Source organism: Salibacterium halotolerans, from assembly GCF_900115625.1.
In the GTDB taxonomy this organism is placed as follows: domain Bacteria; phylum Bacillota; class Bacilli; order Bacillales; family Marinococcaceae; genus Salibacterium; species Salibacterium halotolerans.
In genome coordinates this window covers 39,898-56,538 of sequence record NZ_FOXD01000002.1, presented here as the reverse complement: position 1 = coordinate 56,538, position 16,641 = coordinate 39,898, and the positions used below count along the sequence as shown (strand labels likewise).

Genomic DNA, 16,641 nt, shown 5'->3' with positions numbered 1-16,641 from the left:
TTATAATCCGGCGGTCTGGAACAATACGAGTCCGGAGCAGACAATGTGCCACGGTGCACTTTATGTCATGGACCACTAATAATCAGATTGTACCATATAACCGCTTTCTTAGAGAATCGCAATTCTGCTTTTTTCCCCCAATAGTATACCACAGCTGCTGTCATTTACAGCCTTCGATATTTCATTAGTTTGAAAAATTTCACATAATGGTCACATTTTTTGATGTTTTCAAATTGTTCACCCCGTTGAAATTGACTTTTTTCAGCCGTTTTCATTACGATAATATTGTGTATAGTATGAATGGAATTCATCCGTCCGATGACGGGGAGGTGAATACTTTGAATAGAGGTCTGAAGACTTTTGGTATTGTTACATCTATCGGCATGTTAATTGTACTGCTGCAGGGGGCCCTTGTAACAAAAACCGGATCTGCTGAAGGGTGCGGGGCCACGTGGCCGCTCTGTTACGGGCAGCTTATCCCCGAATCTTCTGCAAAAGAAACGATTATCGAGTACTCTCACCGTGCATGGTCCGGCTTGATGGGACTGTTTGTTTTTATTCTTGCGGTTTGGTCCTGGAAAAAACTCAGCCATCTGCGGGAAACGAAATTCCTGGCTTTGATGGCTGTCCTCTTTATACTCTTTCAGGGTTTTATGGGAGCTGGTGCTGTGATTTGGGGCAACAATGATATTGTTCTCGCCCTTCACTTTGGCATATCCACTATCTCCTTTGCTTCCGTGGCCCTGCTTACCGTTCTTGCCTTTGAAGACAATAATTCATCCGTTACAGGGGTCCGGGTATCCAAAGCATACCGTAATTATTTATTTGGTGTACTCGTATATGCCTACCTCGTTATTTACACCGGAGCTTATGTGAAACATACGGATGCGACGTATGTCTGCAACGGTTTTCCACTCTGTAACGGCAGTATCATACCGGACATGGGGAGCGGACTTGCTTATCAGCTCAGTATTCACATGATACACCGGGCTGCCGCTTTGATACTTGCTGCACTGTTTCTTGTGCTGTTAATCTGGACGATACGCCGCTACAGTACGTATCCCGTGTTGTTATTTGGAAGTACCGCCGTATTTCTCCTTGTGCTCGTCCAGGCAGCAGCCGGAATATCGATTCTTTTCGTTGACTCGTACCTTCCGCCTGCTCTCGTACACTCCCTGACGATCACCATCTTATTCACCATTCTCTCCTACATGGGAATGGTTATTACGAGAAGAAACACCCTGTAACATCACTTTGCTCCAGGAATACAAGAATATTTGTAAAAAGACCGGCTGCATCACACAGCCGGTCTTACTATATTTTTATTAAAAGAAATCGTAGATGAAAGGGGGTTCGCGTGTGAGAACGTCCTCACATAGTGCTTCTGCTTCATCTGAGGCTTTCATTTTTCCTGTTTGGACGGCGGTGGACACTGGAAGGTATCCCAGAAAAACAGCCGCCGCCGTATTTATGTCCATTTTCACACCGCCTTCTATTTCCGCTGCACTGTAGTGTTCCACATCATTTCCGGATTCATTCTTCCTTACGGCAAACACTCCATTATTCCAAGAGGCACCTGGATCCTCTATCTCAAACGTGATATCCTGTCCGTCTTCCATCCGGAAAGGGTACAACTCAAGAAAACGTTTCATATCAACAATACGTGCCATAAAATAACTCTCTCGTTTTTCTTCAATGGAAGAGTCCGGAAGCATAAAGCGGCTTGGATCTCCGGGGGCGGGTTTTATTTCAGCCTCCTCGATCATGGAATCATGATTGGCCGTAAAACGCCAAAGCTGCTGTCTTGCTTCTTCGTCAAGCGCAATACATTCATGGACTTTCATATGGTTGTTTTTAATCTGATAAATCATGTAGCCTCTGTCTTCTCCGGCATCGTTTGAAAAGACGGCAATCTGACCTTTTTTTTTCTTCAGCACAGTGTATCTCCACCAGCTCTCATCGCGGTCAATCATTCCATTATATCTGACTGCAAATCTTTGATAGATACGCTGCAGCGTCGGCCACTCAGCTGGTGGGACCCTTCTGATTTTTCCGCTGCTGATTTCTTTTTTACTCAGAAGCTGCTCTTTTTTTATAGTCCATGTGATGGAGTCGGCAAATAACTCCCACCCGAAATTACGATAAAATGGAATGGAAAAAGGATACAGAAAAGAAACCGCCTGTCCACGGCTTTTCATATCTTCCAGAGCGGAATGAAGAAGCTTCCGGACGAGACCATTTCGTCTTGATTCCGGCCACGTCGCCACTCCCGATATCCCGCCCATCGGTACAAGCGTTCCGCCGATATACACCTCCATCGGTAAAATGGTCAGTTTGGACATCAACCGTCCATCTTCTTCAGCAACCCATGTATTTTCCGGCTTCATGATTCGTTCGTGGTTCTTTTTTTCATCTTTTGTGAATTCAAACTGAAAAGCAAACTGATCCAGTTCGAGACTCTGCCGCATTTGGGAGGCATTCATTTTTCTGATTTTCATACGTTCCTGTCTCCTTTGAACATTTCAATGGCTTGGTGTGCTGCAGTCTTGTGGGTAACATCCGGCAGAGGATAATCACGTCCGGGGATGCATGCTGCTTTTTCCGCAGCAGCTTCGTCCATTTTCCAAGGTTCGTGAATGAAGCGCGCTGGTACATGTTTCAGTTCCGGGACGTAGGTTTTGATATAGATACCGTCCGGGTCGAACCTTTTGCTTTGACGAACAGGGGAAAACACGCGGAAATACGGTGCCGCATCACTGCCTGTAGAAGCCGTCCACTGCCAGCCCCCGGCATTGGAGGAGGGGTCATAATCGATGAGCTGTCTGCGGAAATAATCTTCCCCGAGTCTCCAGTCTATATGATAGTCTTTCACGAGAAAAGAAGCTGCTGCCATTCTTCCACGGTTGTGAAGCCATCCTTCTGCATTCAATTGTCTCATCGCAGCATCTACAAACGGAAAACCGGTTGTTCCATTTTTCCACTTCTCCCACTGCTCTTCTTGATACTCCCACTGCAGATTTCGATATTTTTCGTTCATTTCCTTCTTTTTCAGCTCAGAAAAATAAGCGTGAATCATATTATAGAAATCTCTCCAGGCCAGTTCCGCCAGATATTTCTGTGCGGCAGAACTCCCCTGTTCCACATACGGTTCCAAAGCGCTGTAAATGGTCCGCACCGACAATCTTCCCGTTTTAATCAAGGGGGAAAGACGGCTTGTTGCATCTTCAGCAGGAATATCCCGGCTATTTTCATAATTCGGAAGATCTTCATGGATGAAGGTGCTCATTTTTTGAATGGCTTCGGATTCAAATACAGGTTCTGCCTCTCTATTCATTGCCTCATCAAAGGCTTCCATTTCATTAAACGCCAGCTCATGGGTGTCCTGAAGAGCAGGTTCCGCCTGCCGCTGTTTAAAGCGCTCCAGATTGCACGGGTACGGGCGGGGCTTGGGCAGCATCTGCCACGCTCTGAAATAAGGTGTGAATATTTTATACGGAGATCCGTCTTTTTTCATGACTTCGCCGGAGTGATGCAGGTGTGCATCCGGATAAGCATACGTGTAAACTCCGTGTTTATGAAGGTAGTCCCGGATGGCTTGATCCCGTTGTGCCTCCCACGCTGCTTCATCTTCATTGAAATATACAGCGGACAAATCAGGCACAGCAGAAAGTAAGTCCTGAAATGGGTGGGTGCCATAGATAAAATGAAGGGTAATTCCTTTCTCCCTGCATTCCTGTTCGAATGCTTTTACCTGCTGGAAAAAATAGTGATGGTGCAGGCATTTTTCTTCCAGAAATACCGGATCTACATGGTAGAAAGCAAACCAGGACACTTCTTTATCATATTCAAGATCATTTTCCAGAGCATACATAGCGTAATTGTCTGTTAAACGCAGGTCTCTCCTGAACCATAGAGCCTTCATATTTTTTATAACTCCTTTAACCGGCCGATGATCGTACTGTTTTTCATCTTTATCTAATTCCCCGTTTAAGCTGACCTATAACCAGAAAGCCTTGCTTTTCCGGAAAAAAGATCCCGAATTTAAATTCGGGATCTTAAGAGGGAGATGCCTGCCTCTGTTTTATTTATTTCTCCAGGTCAATCAGCAGATCACCGGTCTCGATCGTGTCTCCGTCCGTGACGTACACATTTTTGACTTCACCATCAAATGGAGCCTGAACGGTCGTCTCCATCTTCATGGCTTCGGTGATCATAAGATGGTCGCCTTTCTTCACTTTTTCACCTTTATTAACAAGCTTTTTGACCACGGTTCCCGGCATTGATGCACCGATTTGATTCTCATCTGTTTTGTCCACTTTCGGACGTTCAGCACCGGTCGTCTGGGCATTCTGGTCTTTGATGATGACCTCACGCGGCTGTCCGTTCAGTTCGAAATAAACGATGCGGTTGCCGTCATCATGAGGCCTTGAAATGGAAATAAGCTTCACAATCAGTGTTTTTCCCTGCTCAATTTCCACTTCAATCTCTTCACCGAGACGCAGACCATAGAAGAACGTCGGAGTGTCAAGTACCGACACATCGCCGAACTGCTGGCGGAATTTCTCGAAGTCCATGTACACCTTCGGATAAAGGGCGTACGAAATCATGTCATGGCTCGTTACCTGCCGGTCCAGTTTATGGTACAGGTCTTCTTTGATTTCATTGAAGTTGACCGTCTCCATGTTTTCGCCCGGGCGGTTGGTAATCGGCTGACGGCCTTTCAGAATGATACGCTGCAGTTCCTTTGGAAAGCCTTGATACGGCTGGCCAAGGTAACCCTGGAACAGTTCCACCACGGAATCCGGGAAGTCAAGGTTCTCTCCTTTTTCGTAAATATCATCTTCTGTCAGGTCATTCTGAACCATATACAGCGCCATGTCACCAACAACCTTCGAGGAAGGCGTCACTTTGACAATGTCTCCAAACATATCATTCACGCGGCGGTACATTTTCTTCACTTCATTCCAGCGTCCCTGCAGTCCAACGGCTTTCGCCTGCTGCTGGAGATTGCTGTACTGGCCGCCGGGCATTTCGTGTTCATACACTTCTGTGTGAGGCGCGTTCATGCCGCTTTCAAATCCTTGATAATACTTACGGGTATAATCCCAGTACTGACTCAGTTCTTCCAGTGCCTTGATGTCCACCTGCGGCTGGCGCGGACTTCCTTTCAACGCATAATACAGGCTGTTGGCACTCGGCTGTGATGTGAGCCCGGCCATCGAACTGACTGCCACATCCACGACATCGACACCGGCTTCAATGGCCCGGGCATAGGAAAAGATTCCGTTGCCGCTTGTGTCATGCGTGTGGAGATGAATCGGGATATCAATCGTCTCTTTGAGTTCTGAAATCAGCTGATAGGCAGCTTCCGGTTTCAGGAGGCCGGCCATGTCTTTAATGCCGAGCATGTGGGCACCGGCCTGTTCGAGCTCTTTTGCGAGCCCTTTATAATATTTCAGATCGTACTTGTCCCGTTTTGGTTCAAGAATATCGCCGGTGTAGCACATCGCCGCTTCAGCAATCTTATTCTGCTCCCGCACTTCGTTAATGGTCAGGCGCATGCCCTCCACCCAGTTAAGAGAATCAAATATCCGGAACACATCGATACCGGCCGTTGCGGATTTTTCGACAAATTCCCTAATGACATTGTCCGGGTAGTTTTTGTAACCGACGGCATTGGATGAACGAAGCAGCATCTGCATAAGAACGTTCGGCATCTTTTCCCGCAGCGTCAAAAGCCGCTCCCATGGATCTTCATGCAGAAAACGCATCGCTACATCAAATGTCGCTCCGCCCCACATTTCCTCGGAAAAAAGGTTCGGCAGCAGACGTGCCGTAGGTTCCGCTGCTTTTTTCAGATCATTTGTGCGGAAACGTGTGGCCAAAAGCGACTGGTGCGCATCACGGAACGTCGTATCCGTCAGAAGAACCTCTTTTTGATTTTTCACCCAATCCGCAAGGCCTTCTGGCCCCTTTTGATCCAGGATCTGTTTCGCTCCTTGGGGAAACGGTTCGCTCTTTTTGATTTCAGGAAGTTCAGGCTGTTCAAATACCGGTTTTTTCTCCTCTTCGAGTCCCGGATAACCGTTTACGATTGTCTCTCCGATAAAGGAAAGCATCTTCGTCCCGCGGTCTTTTCGTTTCGGGAAGACAAACAATTCCGGAGCAGAGTCAATGAAGGACGTGTCATAGGTACCGGCCAGAAATTGTTCATGCTGCACGACGTTTTCAAGAAACGCAATGTTCGTTTTAATACCACGGATCCGGAATTCACGGAGATTACGGAGCATCTTCGCCGCGGCTCCTTCAAAATTCAGAGCCCACGTCGATACCTTCACAAGAAGTGAATCATAGTGCGGCGTGATCACCGCTCCCTGGAAGCCGTTTCCGGCATCAAGGCGCACACCGAAGCCTCCGCTTGAGCGGTACGCGTTAATACGCCCTGTATCCGGGAGAAAGTTGTTCGCCGGATCTTCGGTGGTGACACGGGACTGGATGGCGTACCCGTGGGTGCGTATATCCTTCTGTTTTGGAATGGCAAGTTCTTCTCCATGAAGGGACTTTCCGGCAGCAATATAGAGCTGCGACTGAACAATATCCACGCCGGTGACAAGTTCGGTGATGGTATGTTCCACCTGCACACGCGGATTCACTTCAATGAAGAAAAATTCTTCTTTTTCATTGACGAGAAACTCCACCGTGCCCGCGTTGTAATAGTTGATGTTTTCAGCGAGCTGTACGGCTGCGGCGCTGATGTTTTCCCGCAGTTCTTCACTAAGGGCTACACTCGGCGCGACTTCCACCACTTTCTGGTGGCGGCGCTGTACAGAACAGTCCCGCTCATAAAGGTGAATAATGTTGCCGTCGTGGTCACCGAGAATCTGTACTTCAATATGCTTTGGATTTTCAATGAATTTCTCCACGTAGACGATGTCGCTTCCAAAAGCGGATTTCGCCTCGGATTTTGCGCGTTCGTAAGAATCTTCAAGCGCTTCCTCGCTGCGGACAATCCTCATGCCGCGTCCGCCTCCGCCGAGGGATGCTTTGATGATAAAAGGATAGCCGTGTCTGCCGGCAAACTGTTTCACTTCATCGAGGCCCGATACCGGACCGTCGCTTCCCGGTATAACCGGAATACCCGCTTCAATGGCGGTTTCTCTTGCCCGGACTTTATCCCCGAACATGTGAAGATGTTCTGTTCCGGGACCGATAAATGTAATCCCTTCTTCTTTACACCGCTTGGCAAACTCGAGATTTTCCGACAGGAAACCATAGCCGGGATGGATAGCGTCAACGTTCGTTGCCTTCGCTGTCTCTATAATACTTTCAATATCGAGATAGGCATCAATCGGCTTCTGTCCTTCCCCGACAAGATAAGCTTCATCTGCTTTATAGCGGTGAAATGCGCCGGTATCTTCCTGCGAATAAACAGCAACCGTGCGGATATGTAATTCAGTGCACGCACGGAAGATTCTGATGGCTATTTCACCCCGGTTGGCTACCATTACCTTTTGAATATTTCCCAGGCCGTTCATCAAATTCCTCCTTGGTAAGTTACTCTCCATGATTCTCTTCAAAATGGAGAACTTTTTCAATCAGACAATTCTAAATATATTTTATCATAACACTTTCAGCAAATCTGTCAAAAAATTGCGTCTATCACCCAGACCGGATAAAACATGCTGTTTCCTTTTCAGCGTAACATCTTATGCGTTTACAAAAGAGCGCAGGGAGGTAAAAAAAAACCAAGCTACTCCTTAGAATAGCCTGGTTCTTCTTATTTCCCCGCAAGTGCTGCTTCGTGGAAGGCCGCCAGTTTCCGCTCCAGTTCAGATAAAATCTGCTTCCCGGTGTCTTCATCTATCAGATTCAGGCGGATGGCAAAATCAATTTCACGGGAAAGACCAAACATCTGCGTATCCAGAACCTCTTCGTATAAAGGGCACTGAGGCAGTGTGAGATTGTCCATCTGTACTTCGATTAATTTGCGGATCCGTTCTGCGTCAGCTTTAAGCAGAGCATATGCTTTCTCTTTATGTTCCGTCTGCGCTTCAACGCTCAAGGTGATCCCTCCTGTTCATTTACTCCTGTCACCTATCTTATCGGCTGCCGGAGAAAAATGCAACAGAACAGAGGAAAGAACCCTTTAAAAATTTAGAAAAATCGGCAGCAGAATTCGTGTCATCGGAAACGTCCCGAAAAAATACTCAGTTGATAGTCGGATGAAAGTTTTTCAAGAAGACGCGTTCCTGCAGCACTGTTACCATGTGAATCAAGCGGCGGGCTGTAAACACCAATTCCTGTACCGTCCGGAAGGCTGCCGAGCAGAGCTCCGGACACTCCACTTTTACATGGAATTCCTGCTTTGACCGCAAATGATCCGGAAGCGTCGTACATCCCGCACGTCACCATAAACGTCGTTACCATTTCAGCGGTCCAGGCGGGTATGAGCTGCTCCCCGGTTTCCGGGTCCTGTCCGTCTCTGCCGAGGACACTGCCTATCCGCGCGAGGTCGCAGCTGTTGACCCTGACAGAACAAAGATTAATATACGTATTCAACACCTGTTCGACATCGTTTTCAATAACACCGTGACTTTTCAGAAAGTAGCAGAGAGCACGATTAAGGTTTGAATGATTCCGCTCAGACGCTGCTGTTTCAAAGCAGATATCGATTTCAGGGTTGGAAGTGATTTCTCTTATTAAACGTACAAATCGACGGGCTGCCGCATCCGGTTCTTTTTCCTGAAGCATATCCGCAACGACGAGAGCGCCTGCATTAATCATGGGATTTAAGGGTTTAGCCGGTTTTTCTTTTTCCAGTGTCTGAATCGAGTGAAACGGATTTCCGGACGGTTCCATCCCCACTTTGGAAAAGACTTCTTCTGATCCCTTGTCCATTAATGCAAGGGCCAGGCTAATGACTTTGGAAATACTTTGAAGGGTGAAATAAATATCGGTGTCCCCCGCCTTCACCTTTTCCCTTCCGTAATGAACCACACATCCAAATGCCGCCGGATCTGCCTGCTGCAAGGCTGGAATATAGGAAGCAACGCTTCCACTTCCAGCTTCCAGCTGTACAGCTTCCAAAGAGGAGGCTAACGTATTTTTATTAATGAAAAGGACCATCGTGTTTAAACTTCCCCATAACAGGGCTCCTTTCATTGGTTTATGTGTTTATAGTGTGAACGAAGCCGTCTATTCTCATACAGGAAGGAAAATATGTTAGGATTAGAAAGATACAATGACAAGGAGGCCGTTTTTTTGGATTTTATTGTTTTTATACATGGAAATGTAAAGTATACGATTACCATCGATCCCACTGTCTGGATTTTCGATGAAAGAAAGATTGACTTGAATACATGGGAAGGCGAGGAAAAACGACAGGAAAAAGAATGGGAAGCGTATAAAAAATCCGTATCCGAACAATTCGACAAAGAGTTGACAAAAGGAGTCGACGCCCCTGCTTCGTCTCAGACCAACGAAGTCCGCTCCAAAAAAGAGCAGCTGATTCACGGAACGTTCGGCATTCCGTTCGGTTCGTTTATACAAAATGCAGTGCCAAATGATTCGGCTGTCCGGGCGGTCATCGAGACATCCGGCGGGGATGAGTATGAAGCGGCTCTTGAAGATGCCCTCCGGATGGTAGCAGGATTTTCAGAAAACGGGGAACCTTTGAAAGAATCGGGACCGATTCATCTTTACTACGGAGACGGCAGTAATAAAGGAAACCCCGTCACACATGTGACAGGGATCCGTATTGAATAAAAGCATATACATGTCCAGCTGCCGGTGTTACAGAATATCGGCAGCGAGTTGGGCCAGGCCTGAACGCTCTCCTTTTTCGAGCTTCACATGACCTCCAACGGCTTGATCCTTAAATTTTTCAACAACGTAGGAAAGACCGTTATCCAATTCATCCAGATACGGGTGGTCAATCTGCCCGGGATCTCCCATAAAAATAATTTTACTGCGCTCCCCAACTCTCGTTAAGATGGTTTTCACCTCGTGTTTTGTCAGGTTCTGGGCTTCATCGATAATAATGAACTGCTCCGGGATGCTCCGCCCTCGTATATAGGTGAGAGCTTCCACCTGGATTGATCCCATTCCGGCAAGAATCTGATCAATTTCACCCGGCTTTTTGGTGTTAAACAGATACTCCAGATTATCAAAAACCGGCTGCATCCACGGCCGGAGTTTTTCTTCTTTTTCCCCGGGAAGGAATCCAATGTCTTTTCCCATAGGTACAACGGGCCTTGCCACAAGCAGTTTATTGTACATACCGATGTCTTCGGTCTGAAACAGACCCGCGGCAAGGGACAGAAGTGTTTTGCCCGTCCCGGCTTTACCGGTTAATGTTACGAGCGGAATATCATCACGAAGCAGAAGCTCAAGCGCCATTTTCTGTTCTACATTCCGTGGATGAATGCCCCATATCTGTTCGGATTCGTGGAAGAAAGGCCAGAGATATTTTCCATGTTCATCGGCCTTTGCCACAGCGGATGCTGAACTTCCCAAAGCGTCCTGCAAAATAACAAACTGATGCGGATAGAGCTGCTCAAGTCCGATTTCAGAAACAGGAAGGCTCTGCGACTTATAAAACTGGTTCAGCGTGTCTTTTCCGACTTTTTTATAAAGTTTACCTTTATAAATATGATCAAGTTCTGTCACTCTGTCATTGAGAAAATCTTCGGCTTTGATGCCGAGAGCATCCGCTTTCACCCGCACAAGTGCATCCTTGCTCACAATCACTACATCCCGGAACGCGCGGTTTTTTTCCTGTTCCGACTGCAGATTCATCGCAACGGCGAGAATCCGGTTGTCATTCGTCATTTCCGCGAACGTTTCCCGTAAAAAGTGGAAGGAACGGTGATTCAGTTCAACCCTGATTTTCCCTCCGTTTTCAAGAGGTACTCCTTCATGGAGCATTCCTTTATCACGGAGACCATCAAGAATTCTCGATACTTCCCTGGCATTTCGTCCAAGTTCATCCATGTACCTTTTTTTCGCGTCTATTTCCTCCAGCACTACCGCTGGAATAACAACTTCATTGTCTTCAAATTGAAAAAGGGCACGGGGCTCCTGCAGTAAAACATTCGTGTCCAGGACATATATTTTTTCCAAGGCAGTTCCTCCCTATTCGAAAATGAAACATCATGCCGTCGTTCTTTTGCATAAAACGCGGACGGAGGACAAATACATCTTTAACTTAAAAATGGTCTTGTTCTTTCATATGCTTCAACTTGGACAATATTGACGTAAAAAATACGCGATTCTTTATCTGTGCCGCTTTATTCAACAGAAGGATTCTTCATCGCTTCCATTACTTGGTTATCCAGTTTCAGTGCCGCTTCTGCATCATACGTTTTTTCGAATTGTGGGTCGTTGACAATTTTAGCGCCGTAGAACATAATATCTTTCACTTCCTCGACGCGGCACTCGATTAATCCCAGTTTAATCGGCATGTCTTCCACTTCTTCAGAGATGATAACCCCTTTACCTGAGATGGCATACGTGGATCCATTTCCGATAAACGTAATAACAATCTGATTGTTCTGCTTCAGGTTGTCCAAAATCACAGATCTGCTCTCCACACAGAATCGTACGGTGTTGGAGTCCATGGCATAAAGCCATGAAATGGCACTCACACTTGGTGCGTTCGTCTCATGATCAATCGTGGACAGCGTGACATAGCGTTCCTGCCGGAGAAGAGTCAAAAGCTCCTCAGTCAGACATGTTTCAACATGATTCGGCACATTCAGCCCCTCCTTTTTTTGAAGCGGTGCGTTCCTGCCCCTGCATAAAATGGTCAGTGGAAGGAACGTTAAGCAGACATCCCGCAGACTTTCATCTCCAGGTCAATATGTACTGCTCTACTGCTATGTTATAATGAAATCGTCCCTTTTTCAAAGGGAAGCATCTGGAGGGATACGATGAAAGTAAAATGTGTCATCTGCGATACGATACACGATTTAAATAATGATGATCCGCTTGCCAAAAAACTTCGGAACCGGCCGATTCACACATTTATGTGCAGCTCCTGCCACGCGCGTATCGAGAAGAGAACATTGGAACGGTGGGCTACAGGGAATTTCCGTCCCTACCGGGATCCGGTTTCCGATGATGATTGGTAGTTTCCGGGGTGCAGCCGCTCAGGCTCCCCGGTTTTTTTATACAGATCTTCTTTTCCTCCAAATCCTCCGCCGCTTCCTCTAACTTTCACCGACCATCTACTCATACTATGTCACACCGCTCCTTCCGTGAAAAGCCCAGGCAAAGAAGAGGCTGGGACAAAACCATTTATAGATAAAAACGTTCCGAATAACTTTCCTATGAATCATTCGGAACTTTTTTTGCGTTAGTCTGCCGCTCCGTCAAAAATACATCGCTTGGTGGAAGCACGTTTCATCAATAACTACATAACGTTCGTTTTTTATACAACGTTTAAGTTTCCATCCCACCCTCGTTTTTCAAATTGATTTTTTAACAAAAGCAACTTAAACGAAAAGACAGAGACAAAAGGAACGGAGGATTCATGTGGTAGGAGATGAGGATGAAAGCCTTGTGCTTCGTCGGTTCTGCAAGCAAAAAGAGGATAACGTACCAGCAGCGGAACCCCGCCCGGCTTCCAATCAGGAGAGCGCTGAGGAAAAAATAATGGGTCATTAAAACACGGAAGCGAAAGGAGATTAAAGCGGGCCTGCTGCTGAACGGCTTGTTCTTAAGCCTTCCTAATTATGCAACTTTACAGGAAGCCTACTTATCTTTGAGGAAGCCTGGATTATCTAACCTGTAACTGTTTACAATCTCTGTTATATGCTGCATTGTTTTATTCGTTGCTTCTTCGGTATTCAAGTAACGTCGATTATTTATTATAGTAGCCAGCATACCCTGCCATATTAAAACCGTTCTTTCGTTAATAACAGCGGCAGTATCATTGGTCAAATAACCTTGTTGAACCGACTTATCCAGTTCTTTTCTGCTTCTTGTTGAAAGGTTGTATTCTACAATAAGTGTTTCCAAATCTTCAGTGAAATCGTCAAATATATCGGATTGATAAATCCTATAGTAATATGTCAGAAATTCTTCAGGTCCGTCACCTAAATCTGCTAAAAAAATAGCATGGAATACATCAGGATTTTCAAAGGAATGCTCACAGAAACATTTCCAGCTCAATAAGTACCTGTCTATAGAATTATCACTTTTTTCTATGTACGCCGGCAAGTCTTCAATAAAATTATTTAAATACTTTAACGCTGCAAAAAAGATTAAGTGGGAAACTTCCTGGAAGTAGTTATAAATCGTAGCACTATTGTAACCAGCCTTATCGGCAATTTCCCGTATTGTAACATTTTCAATTCCCTTTTGATCGATTATTTCAACGGTAGCATCAACAAAATACTGCCACATTCGCTGCATTTGTATTTCTTTATTCTTCAATAACGAGACTCCTTATGCTTTTATAATTTTTCGAGTAACCCTTTTCCTTACTATAAAGGAGATTTTACCTGCAATCAAGATTACAAAAACACAGGAGAGTCTTTCACGTAATACGCCATCCTTTAAAGTGACAACATAGAAAAAGCAGCATTCAGCTCGTTATTCCCGGCGAATGCTGCAGTATCATCTATATTTGTGACAACAGGATAGGCTAATAGGAGACTTTATCTTCATTTGATTGTATATTCACCTTTTTCAGACTGACATCCGAATCAGATAACAATGCAGAATCAACCGGTTGCTGCTGTTTGATCAACCGGCGTATGGTCAACGCATTTTTCGGCTGATTCACAAGTAAAGCAGCCTCTATTATACCGCTCTCATTTAAATAAAAATACGTGAATTGATGATCTACCGTATTTCCACGCAGTATAGTCGTCTTCCAATTTTTTGTGTGACCAAAATATTGAAAACGAGAGTTATATTGATCGGACCAAAAATAAGGTATGGAAGAATAGGGGGTTGACTTTTCGTTCATCATGTTTTTGGCAGCGCATTGACCATGGTTCACTGCGTGATCCCAATGCTCTACGTGAATGTTCGTTCCCTGATACGGCCACATGGTACAATCCCCAGCAGCATAAACGTCAGGGAGCGATGTCTCGCAAAATTCATTTACAATATATCCATGATCTACATCGAGGTCTTCGCCGGCTAATAACGTATTTGGTATAACTCCAACTCCAACGATGACAGCTTGACAAGGAATAGTGTGCCCCTTTTTTGTTATGACTGCCTGAACGTAGGAAGTTCCATCAAATTGAACAACGGAGTCTTCTGTCATAACACTCACACCTTCCGATCGATGCAGCTGAAGAAAATACTCTCCCATTTCATCACCAAGGATGTGTGCAAGCGGCAGCGGCATGCGTTCTATAATGGTCACTTTTTTTCCCAGTTTTTTAAGAGAGGAGGCAAGCTCCGCTCCAATAAATCCCGAACCGACGATGGCGACTTCCTGTACGTCATCCAACCTGCTGCGAAGATTTTTTGCATCCGACAAGGTTTTCAAGTAGTGCACTCCCTTAAAATCTGATCCCTTCACTTGCAAATGTCTTAAACGTGATCCCGTTGTTAATAGAAGTTTGCTCCATTGAATAGTGCTGCCATCGGAGACGGATGCCGTTTGTTGTTCCGTATCGATGGAAGTGATTTGAACACCCAACTTTAACTCAACCCCCAGTTCATTAAAACGTGTATCATGACGCAGGTATATAGTTGATTCCGATGATTCTCCCAGCATATATTCTTTCGACAACGGCGGACGATCATAAGGTGGTTGTGTGTCACCATCAACAAGCACTATCCGGCCTTCATACCCTTCTTTCCTAAGTGATTCAGCCGCGTGAACTCCGGCTATACCGGCCCCAACAATAACAATAGGATGGGCAGCAGTCATAAATATTTCCCTCCAATCATCTTAACCTTTCACATTTCAGTGTTCTGTTCAGCCTTCCTACAATGATGAGTGGTGCTGATTTATTGTTAACCAATTAATAGAAATTAACGTTCTATTTTGATCCAAATAGAACTTTTTTGTTCTGTCACGGTATACACCGATAAAGGTTCGTCAGCCGGCCCTTCCAATACGTCACCATTCCGGATATCAAAACAAGCGAAATGAAGCGGACAATATAAACAATTGTCCTCTAATTCACCGTCCACTAGTTCAGAATAAGCATGCGAACATATACCATCCACCGCATATACAGATCCATCCACACGTGCTACAAGAACCGTTTCTTTTCCAACAGATACTTCCATCATTTCACCTTCACCGATGGAGTCACTGGATGCAATAAAAATGTACCCGCTGTCCTGTAATGAAGCGTCCCGTTCCTGCCTGATCATGTATCCCACCGTCCTTTTTAAAATAATAATAACTACGCTGCAATTGGTATATGGATATGGTATTTTTCGTACCATATCCTATTTCTCTTTTAATCCGGTCTTTCGAGTTCGGATTGTACATATTTCTTAAAGTTAGCCACCCTCCAATCGATTGGAGTCAAAACACCGCCATTTTCATATGCCTTTGATTGATTCCCCAACTGTACGAGCTCACTTGCTTCCCAGTCTTCCTGACTTGTGACATGCCAGAAATCAACAGCATCATCGATAGGAGGATCTTCCTGTTCCAAAATCTCCGGATCAAACAACCAATATCCTTTGACCAAAGTCTCGTCTGGTTTGATCGGGAACATTGCTGCAATGAACACATAATCAGATGCCATACATATATAGGAATGCGGGAAAATATGCAGATAGGCAATTTTATTATTTTCGTCCTCATTAAGTCCTGGAAATACAGGCCTGTAAGCGTTACCATCAATGTTCACGCGCTCAAAACCCGATTTTAATGCCATGGCGCCGACATGCTTGAGAACGGTTGTCTCCGGGACATCTTCACCGACCCAGTTTCTAGGCTGACTTGGAGGTGTGGTACGGCTTAACTCCGGATAAATATTCCCGCAGTGATAGCATTCCTCTGCATTCTCCATCAACAACTTCCAATTTGCTTTCACCGTGTAGGTTTTCTTTTTTCCAAGTTTAAGTCTATCCATCTGATATCTTTCATAAATAGCCCAGGATTCAGGCAGATTAAAGCTTTCTTCCAGCGGAGGAGCATTTGGATCTACATTGATCCAGATATATCCATCCCATGCCTCTGCTTTTATTTTCACCAGCGAATGTTCACTTTTATCAAAATGTTCATCTTCTTCCGGGATATTCGGCGCCTTCTTTAACTGTCCCGAATCTCCGCTGTACATCCAGCTGTGATAAGGACAGATAATATTGCCTCTACTAAAATGACCTGACTCAGCAGTACACAATCTGGAACCACGGTGCCGGCATACGTTGTAAAATGCATTGATCTGACCATCTGATCCACGGGTTACAATGAAATTCTCGTGAGCAATTTGAACAGTTGTATAGTTACCAGTGTTAGGAATTTCTTCTTCTCTTCCTGCACATAACCACGTCTTAAACCAAATTTTTTCTAATTCCTTTCTAAATGTTTCCCCGTCATAGTATTTTTCACCTGGTAATGTTGATTCAAATGCTGCATCACTCGGCCAGCCGCCCTCAATCATATTCATAACGTACCCCTCCTTATTTCACTGTATTTGGGACTTAGAAGTA

15 protein-coding genes are annotated in these 16,641 nt (G+C 45.3%); 4 read left to right on the top strand and 11 right to left on the bottom strand.

Annotated elements, in window-relative coordinates:
* The first annotated feature begins 245 nt into the window (after nucleotides 1-245).
* Nucleotides 246-1,247 carry a COX15/CtaA family protein gene (locus tag BM124_RS01625; RefSeq protein WP_342028576.1) on the top strand — a complete coding sequence of 334 codons (1,002 nt, stop codon included), beginning with the start codon at nucleotides 246-248 and terminating at the stop codon, nucleotides 1,245-1,247.
* 78 nt (nucleotides 1,248-1,325) lie between these two features.
* On the opposite strand, the gene BM124_RS01620 is transcribed toward BM124_RS01625, so the two are convergent.
* The 5 genes from BM124_RS01620 to glsA form a co-directional block, all read right to left on the bottom strand.
* Complete coding sequence (locus BM124_RS01620; RefSeq protein WP_093334913.1) at nucleotides 1,326-2,498, bottom strand: GNAT family N-acetyltransferase; 1,173 nt, start codon at nucleotides 2,496-2,498, stop codon at nucleotides 1,326-1,328.
* Entirely contained in the window at nucleotides 2,495-3,922 is a 1,428-nt protein-coding gene (locus BM124_RS01615; RefSeq protein ID WP_093334912.1) for a cryptochrome/photolyase family protein, read from the bottom strand. Before BM124_RS01615 ends, BM124_RS01620 begins: the two co-directional genes overlap by 4 nt.
* Nucleotides 3,923-4,085: 163 nt before the next feature.
* Nucleotides 4,086-7,535: a pyruvate carboxylase gene (gene pyc, locus BM124_RS01610; RefSeq protein WP_093334911.1), complete on the bottom strand. Its 3,450-nt coding sequence runs from the start codon at nucleotides 7,533-7,535 to the stop codon at nucleotides 4,086-4,088.
* Nucleotides 7,536-7,777: 242 nt separating this feature from the next.
* Nucleotides 7,778-8,062, bottom strand: coding sequence for an Fpa/YlaN family protein (locus BM124_RS01605; RefSeq protein ID WP_090925484.1), 285 nt, complete (start codon nucleotides 8,060-8,062; stop codon nucleotides 7,778-7,780).
* Between the two features lie 119 nt (nucleotides 8,063-8,181).
* Entirely contained in the window at nucleotides 8,182-9,126 is a 945-nt protein-coding gene (glsA, locus tag BM124_RS01600) for a glutaminase A (RefSeq protein ID WP_093334910.1), read from the bottom strand.
* A gap of 135 nt (nucleotides 9,127-9,261) precedes the next feature.
* Between glsA and BM124_RS01595 the strand changes: the two genes are divergently transcribed.
* The gene (locus BM124_RS01595) at nucleotides 9,262-9,765 is read left to right on the top strand and encodes a hypothetical protein (protein WP_093335157.1); all 504 of its coding nucleotides are present in this window, start codon (nucleotides 9,262-9,264) and stop codon (nucleotides 9,763-9,765) included.
* Between the two features lie 27 nt (nucleotides 9,766-9,792).
* Here the strand turns inward: BM124_RS01595 and BM124_RS01590 are convergent, their stop codons facing one another.
* A complete protein-coding gene (locus BM124_RS01590; RefSeq protein WP_093334909.1) occupies nucleotides 9,793-11,121 on the bottom strand; it encodes a PhoH family protein in 1,329 nt (442 codons plus the stop codon).
* 167 nt (nucleotides 11,122-11,288) lie between these two features.
* Nucleotides 11,289-11,753, bottom strand: a complete 465-nt coding sequence (locus BM124_RS01585) for a pyridoxamine 5'-phosphate oxidase family protein (RefSeq protein ID WP_093334908.1) — start codon at nucleotides 11,751-11,753, stop codon at nucleotides 11,289-11,291.
* A 177-nt stretch (nucleotides 11,754-11,930) separates the two neighbouring features.
* Between BM124_RS01585 and BM124_RS01580 the strand changes: the two genes are divergently transcribed.
* Nucleotides 11,931-12,131, top strand: coding sequence for a YlaI family protein (locus tag BM124_RS01580; protein ID WP_093334907.1), 201 nt, complete (start codon nucleotides 11,931-11,933; stop codon nucleotides 12,129-12,131).
* A gap of 403 nt (nucleotides 12,132-12,534) precedes the next feature.
* The gene (locus tag BM124_RS19455; protein ID WP_280139706.1) at nucleotides 12,535-12,666 is read left to right on the top strand and encodes a hypothetical protein; all 132 of its coding nucleotides are present in this window, start codon (nucleotides 12,535-12,537) and stop codon (nucleotides 12,664-12,666) included.
* Nucleotides 12,667-12,753: 87 nt separating this feature from the next.
* Here the strand turns inward: BM124_RS19455 and BM124_RS01575 are convergent, their stop codons facing one another.
* From BM124_RS01575 to BM124_RS01560, 4 genes are all read right to left on the bottom strand, one after another.
* Complete coding sequence (locus BM124_RS01575) at nucleotides 12,754-13,437, bottom strand: TetR/AcrR family transcriptional regulator (RefSeq protein ID WP_093334906.1); 684 nt, start codon at nucleotides 13,435-13,437, stop codon at nucleotides 12,754-12,756.
* 211 nt (nucleotides 13,438-13,648) lie between these two features.
* The gene (locus tag BM124_RS01570; protein ID WP_093334905.1) at nucleotides 13,649-14,896 is read right to left on the bottom strand and encodes an NAD(P)/FAD-dependent oxidoreductase; all 1,248 of its coding nucleotides are present in this window, start codon (nucleotides 14,894-14,896) and stop codon (nucleotides 13,649-13,651) included.
* A gap of 104 nt (nucleotides 14,897-15,000) precedes the next feature.
* The gene (locus BM124_RS01565; RefSeq protein WP_093334904.1) at nucleotides 15,001-15,348 is read right to left on the bottom strand and encodes a Rieske (2Fe-2S) protein; all 348 of its coding nucleotides are present in this window, start codon (nucleotides 15,346-15,348) and stop codon (nucleotides 15,001-15,003) included.
* A gap of 89 nt (nucleotides 15,349-15,437) precedes the next feature.
* Entirely contained in the window at nucleotides 15,438-16,598 is a 1,161-nt protein-coding gene (locus BM124_RS01560) for an aromatic ring-hydroxylating oxygenase subunit alpha (RefSeq protein WP_093334903.1), read from the bottom strand.
* Nucleotides 16,599-16,641: the final 43 nt, after the last annotated feature.

What these genes read in the sequence shown, in the direction of transcription:
- BM124_RS01615 (WP_093334912.1), bottom strand. Translation starts at nt 3,922, where the DNA reads ATGAAGGCTCTATGGTTCAGGAGAGACCTGCGTTTAACAGACAATTAC.
- BM124_RS01565 (WP_093334904.1), bottom strand. Translation starts at nt 15,348, where the DNA reads ATGATCAGGCAGGAACGGGACGCTTCATTACAGGACAGCGGGTACATT.
- BM124_RS01580 (WP_093334907.1), top strand. Translation starts at nt 11,931, where the DNA reads ATGAAAGTAAAATGTGTCATCTGCGATACGATACACGATTTAAATAAT.
- BM124_RS01570 (WP_093334905.1), bottom strand. Translation starts at nt 14,896, where the DNA reads ATGACTGCTGCCCATCCTATTGTTATTGTTGGGGCCGGTATAGCCGGA.
- BM124_RS01560 (WP_093334903.1), bottom strand. Translation starts at nt 16,598, where the DNA reads ATGAATATGATTGAGGGCGGCTGGCCGAGTGATGCAGCATTTGAATCA.
- pyc (WP_093334911.1), bottom strand. Translation starts at nt 7,535, where the DNA reads ATGAACGGCCTGGGAAATATTCAAAAGGTAATGGTAGCCAACCGGGGT.
- glsA (WP_093334910.1), bottom strand. Translation starts at nt 9,126, where the DNA reads ATGGTCCTTTTCATTAATAAAAATACGTTAGCCTCCTCTTTGGAAGCT.
- BM124_RS01620 (WP_093334913.1), bottom strand. Translation starts at nt 2,498, where the DNA reads ATGAAAATCAGAAAAATGAATGCCTCCCAAATGCGGCAGAGTCTCGAA.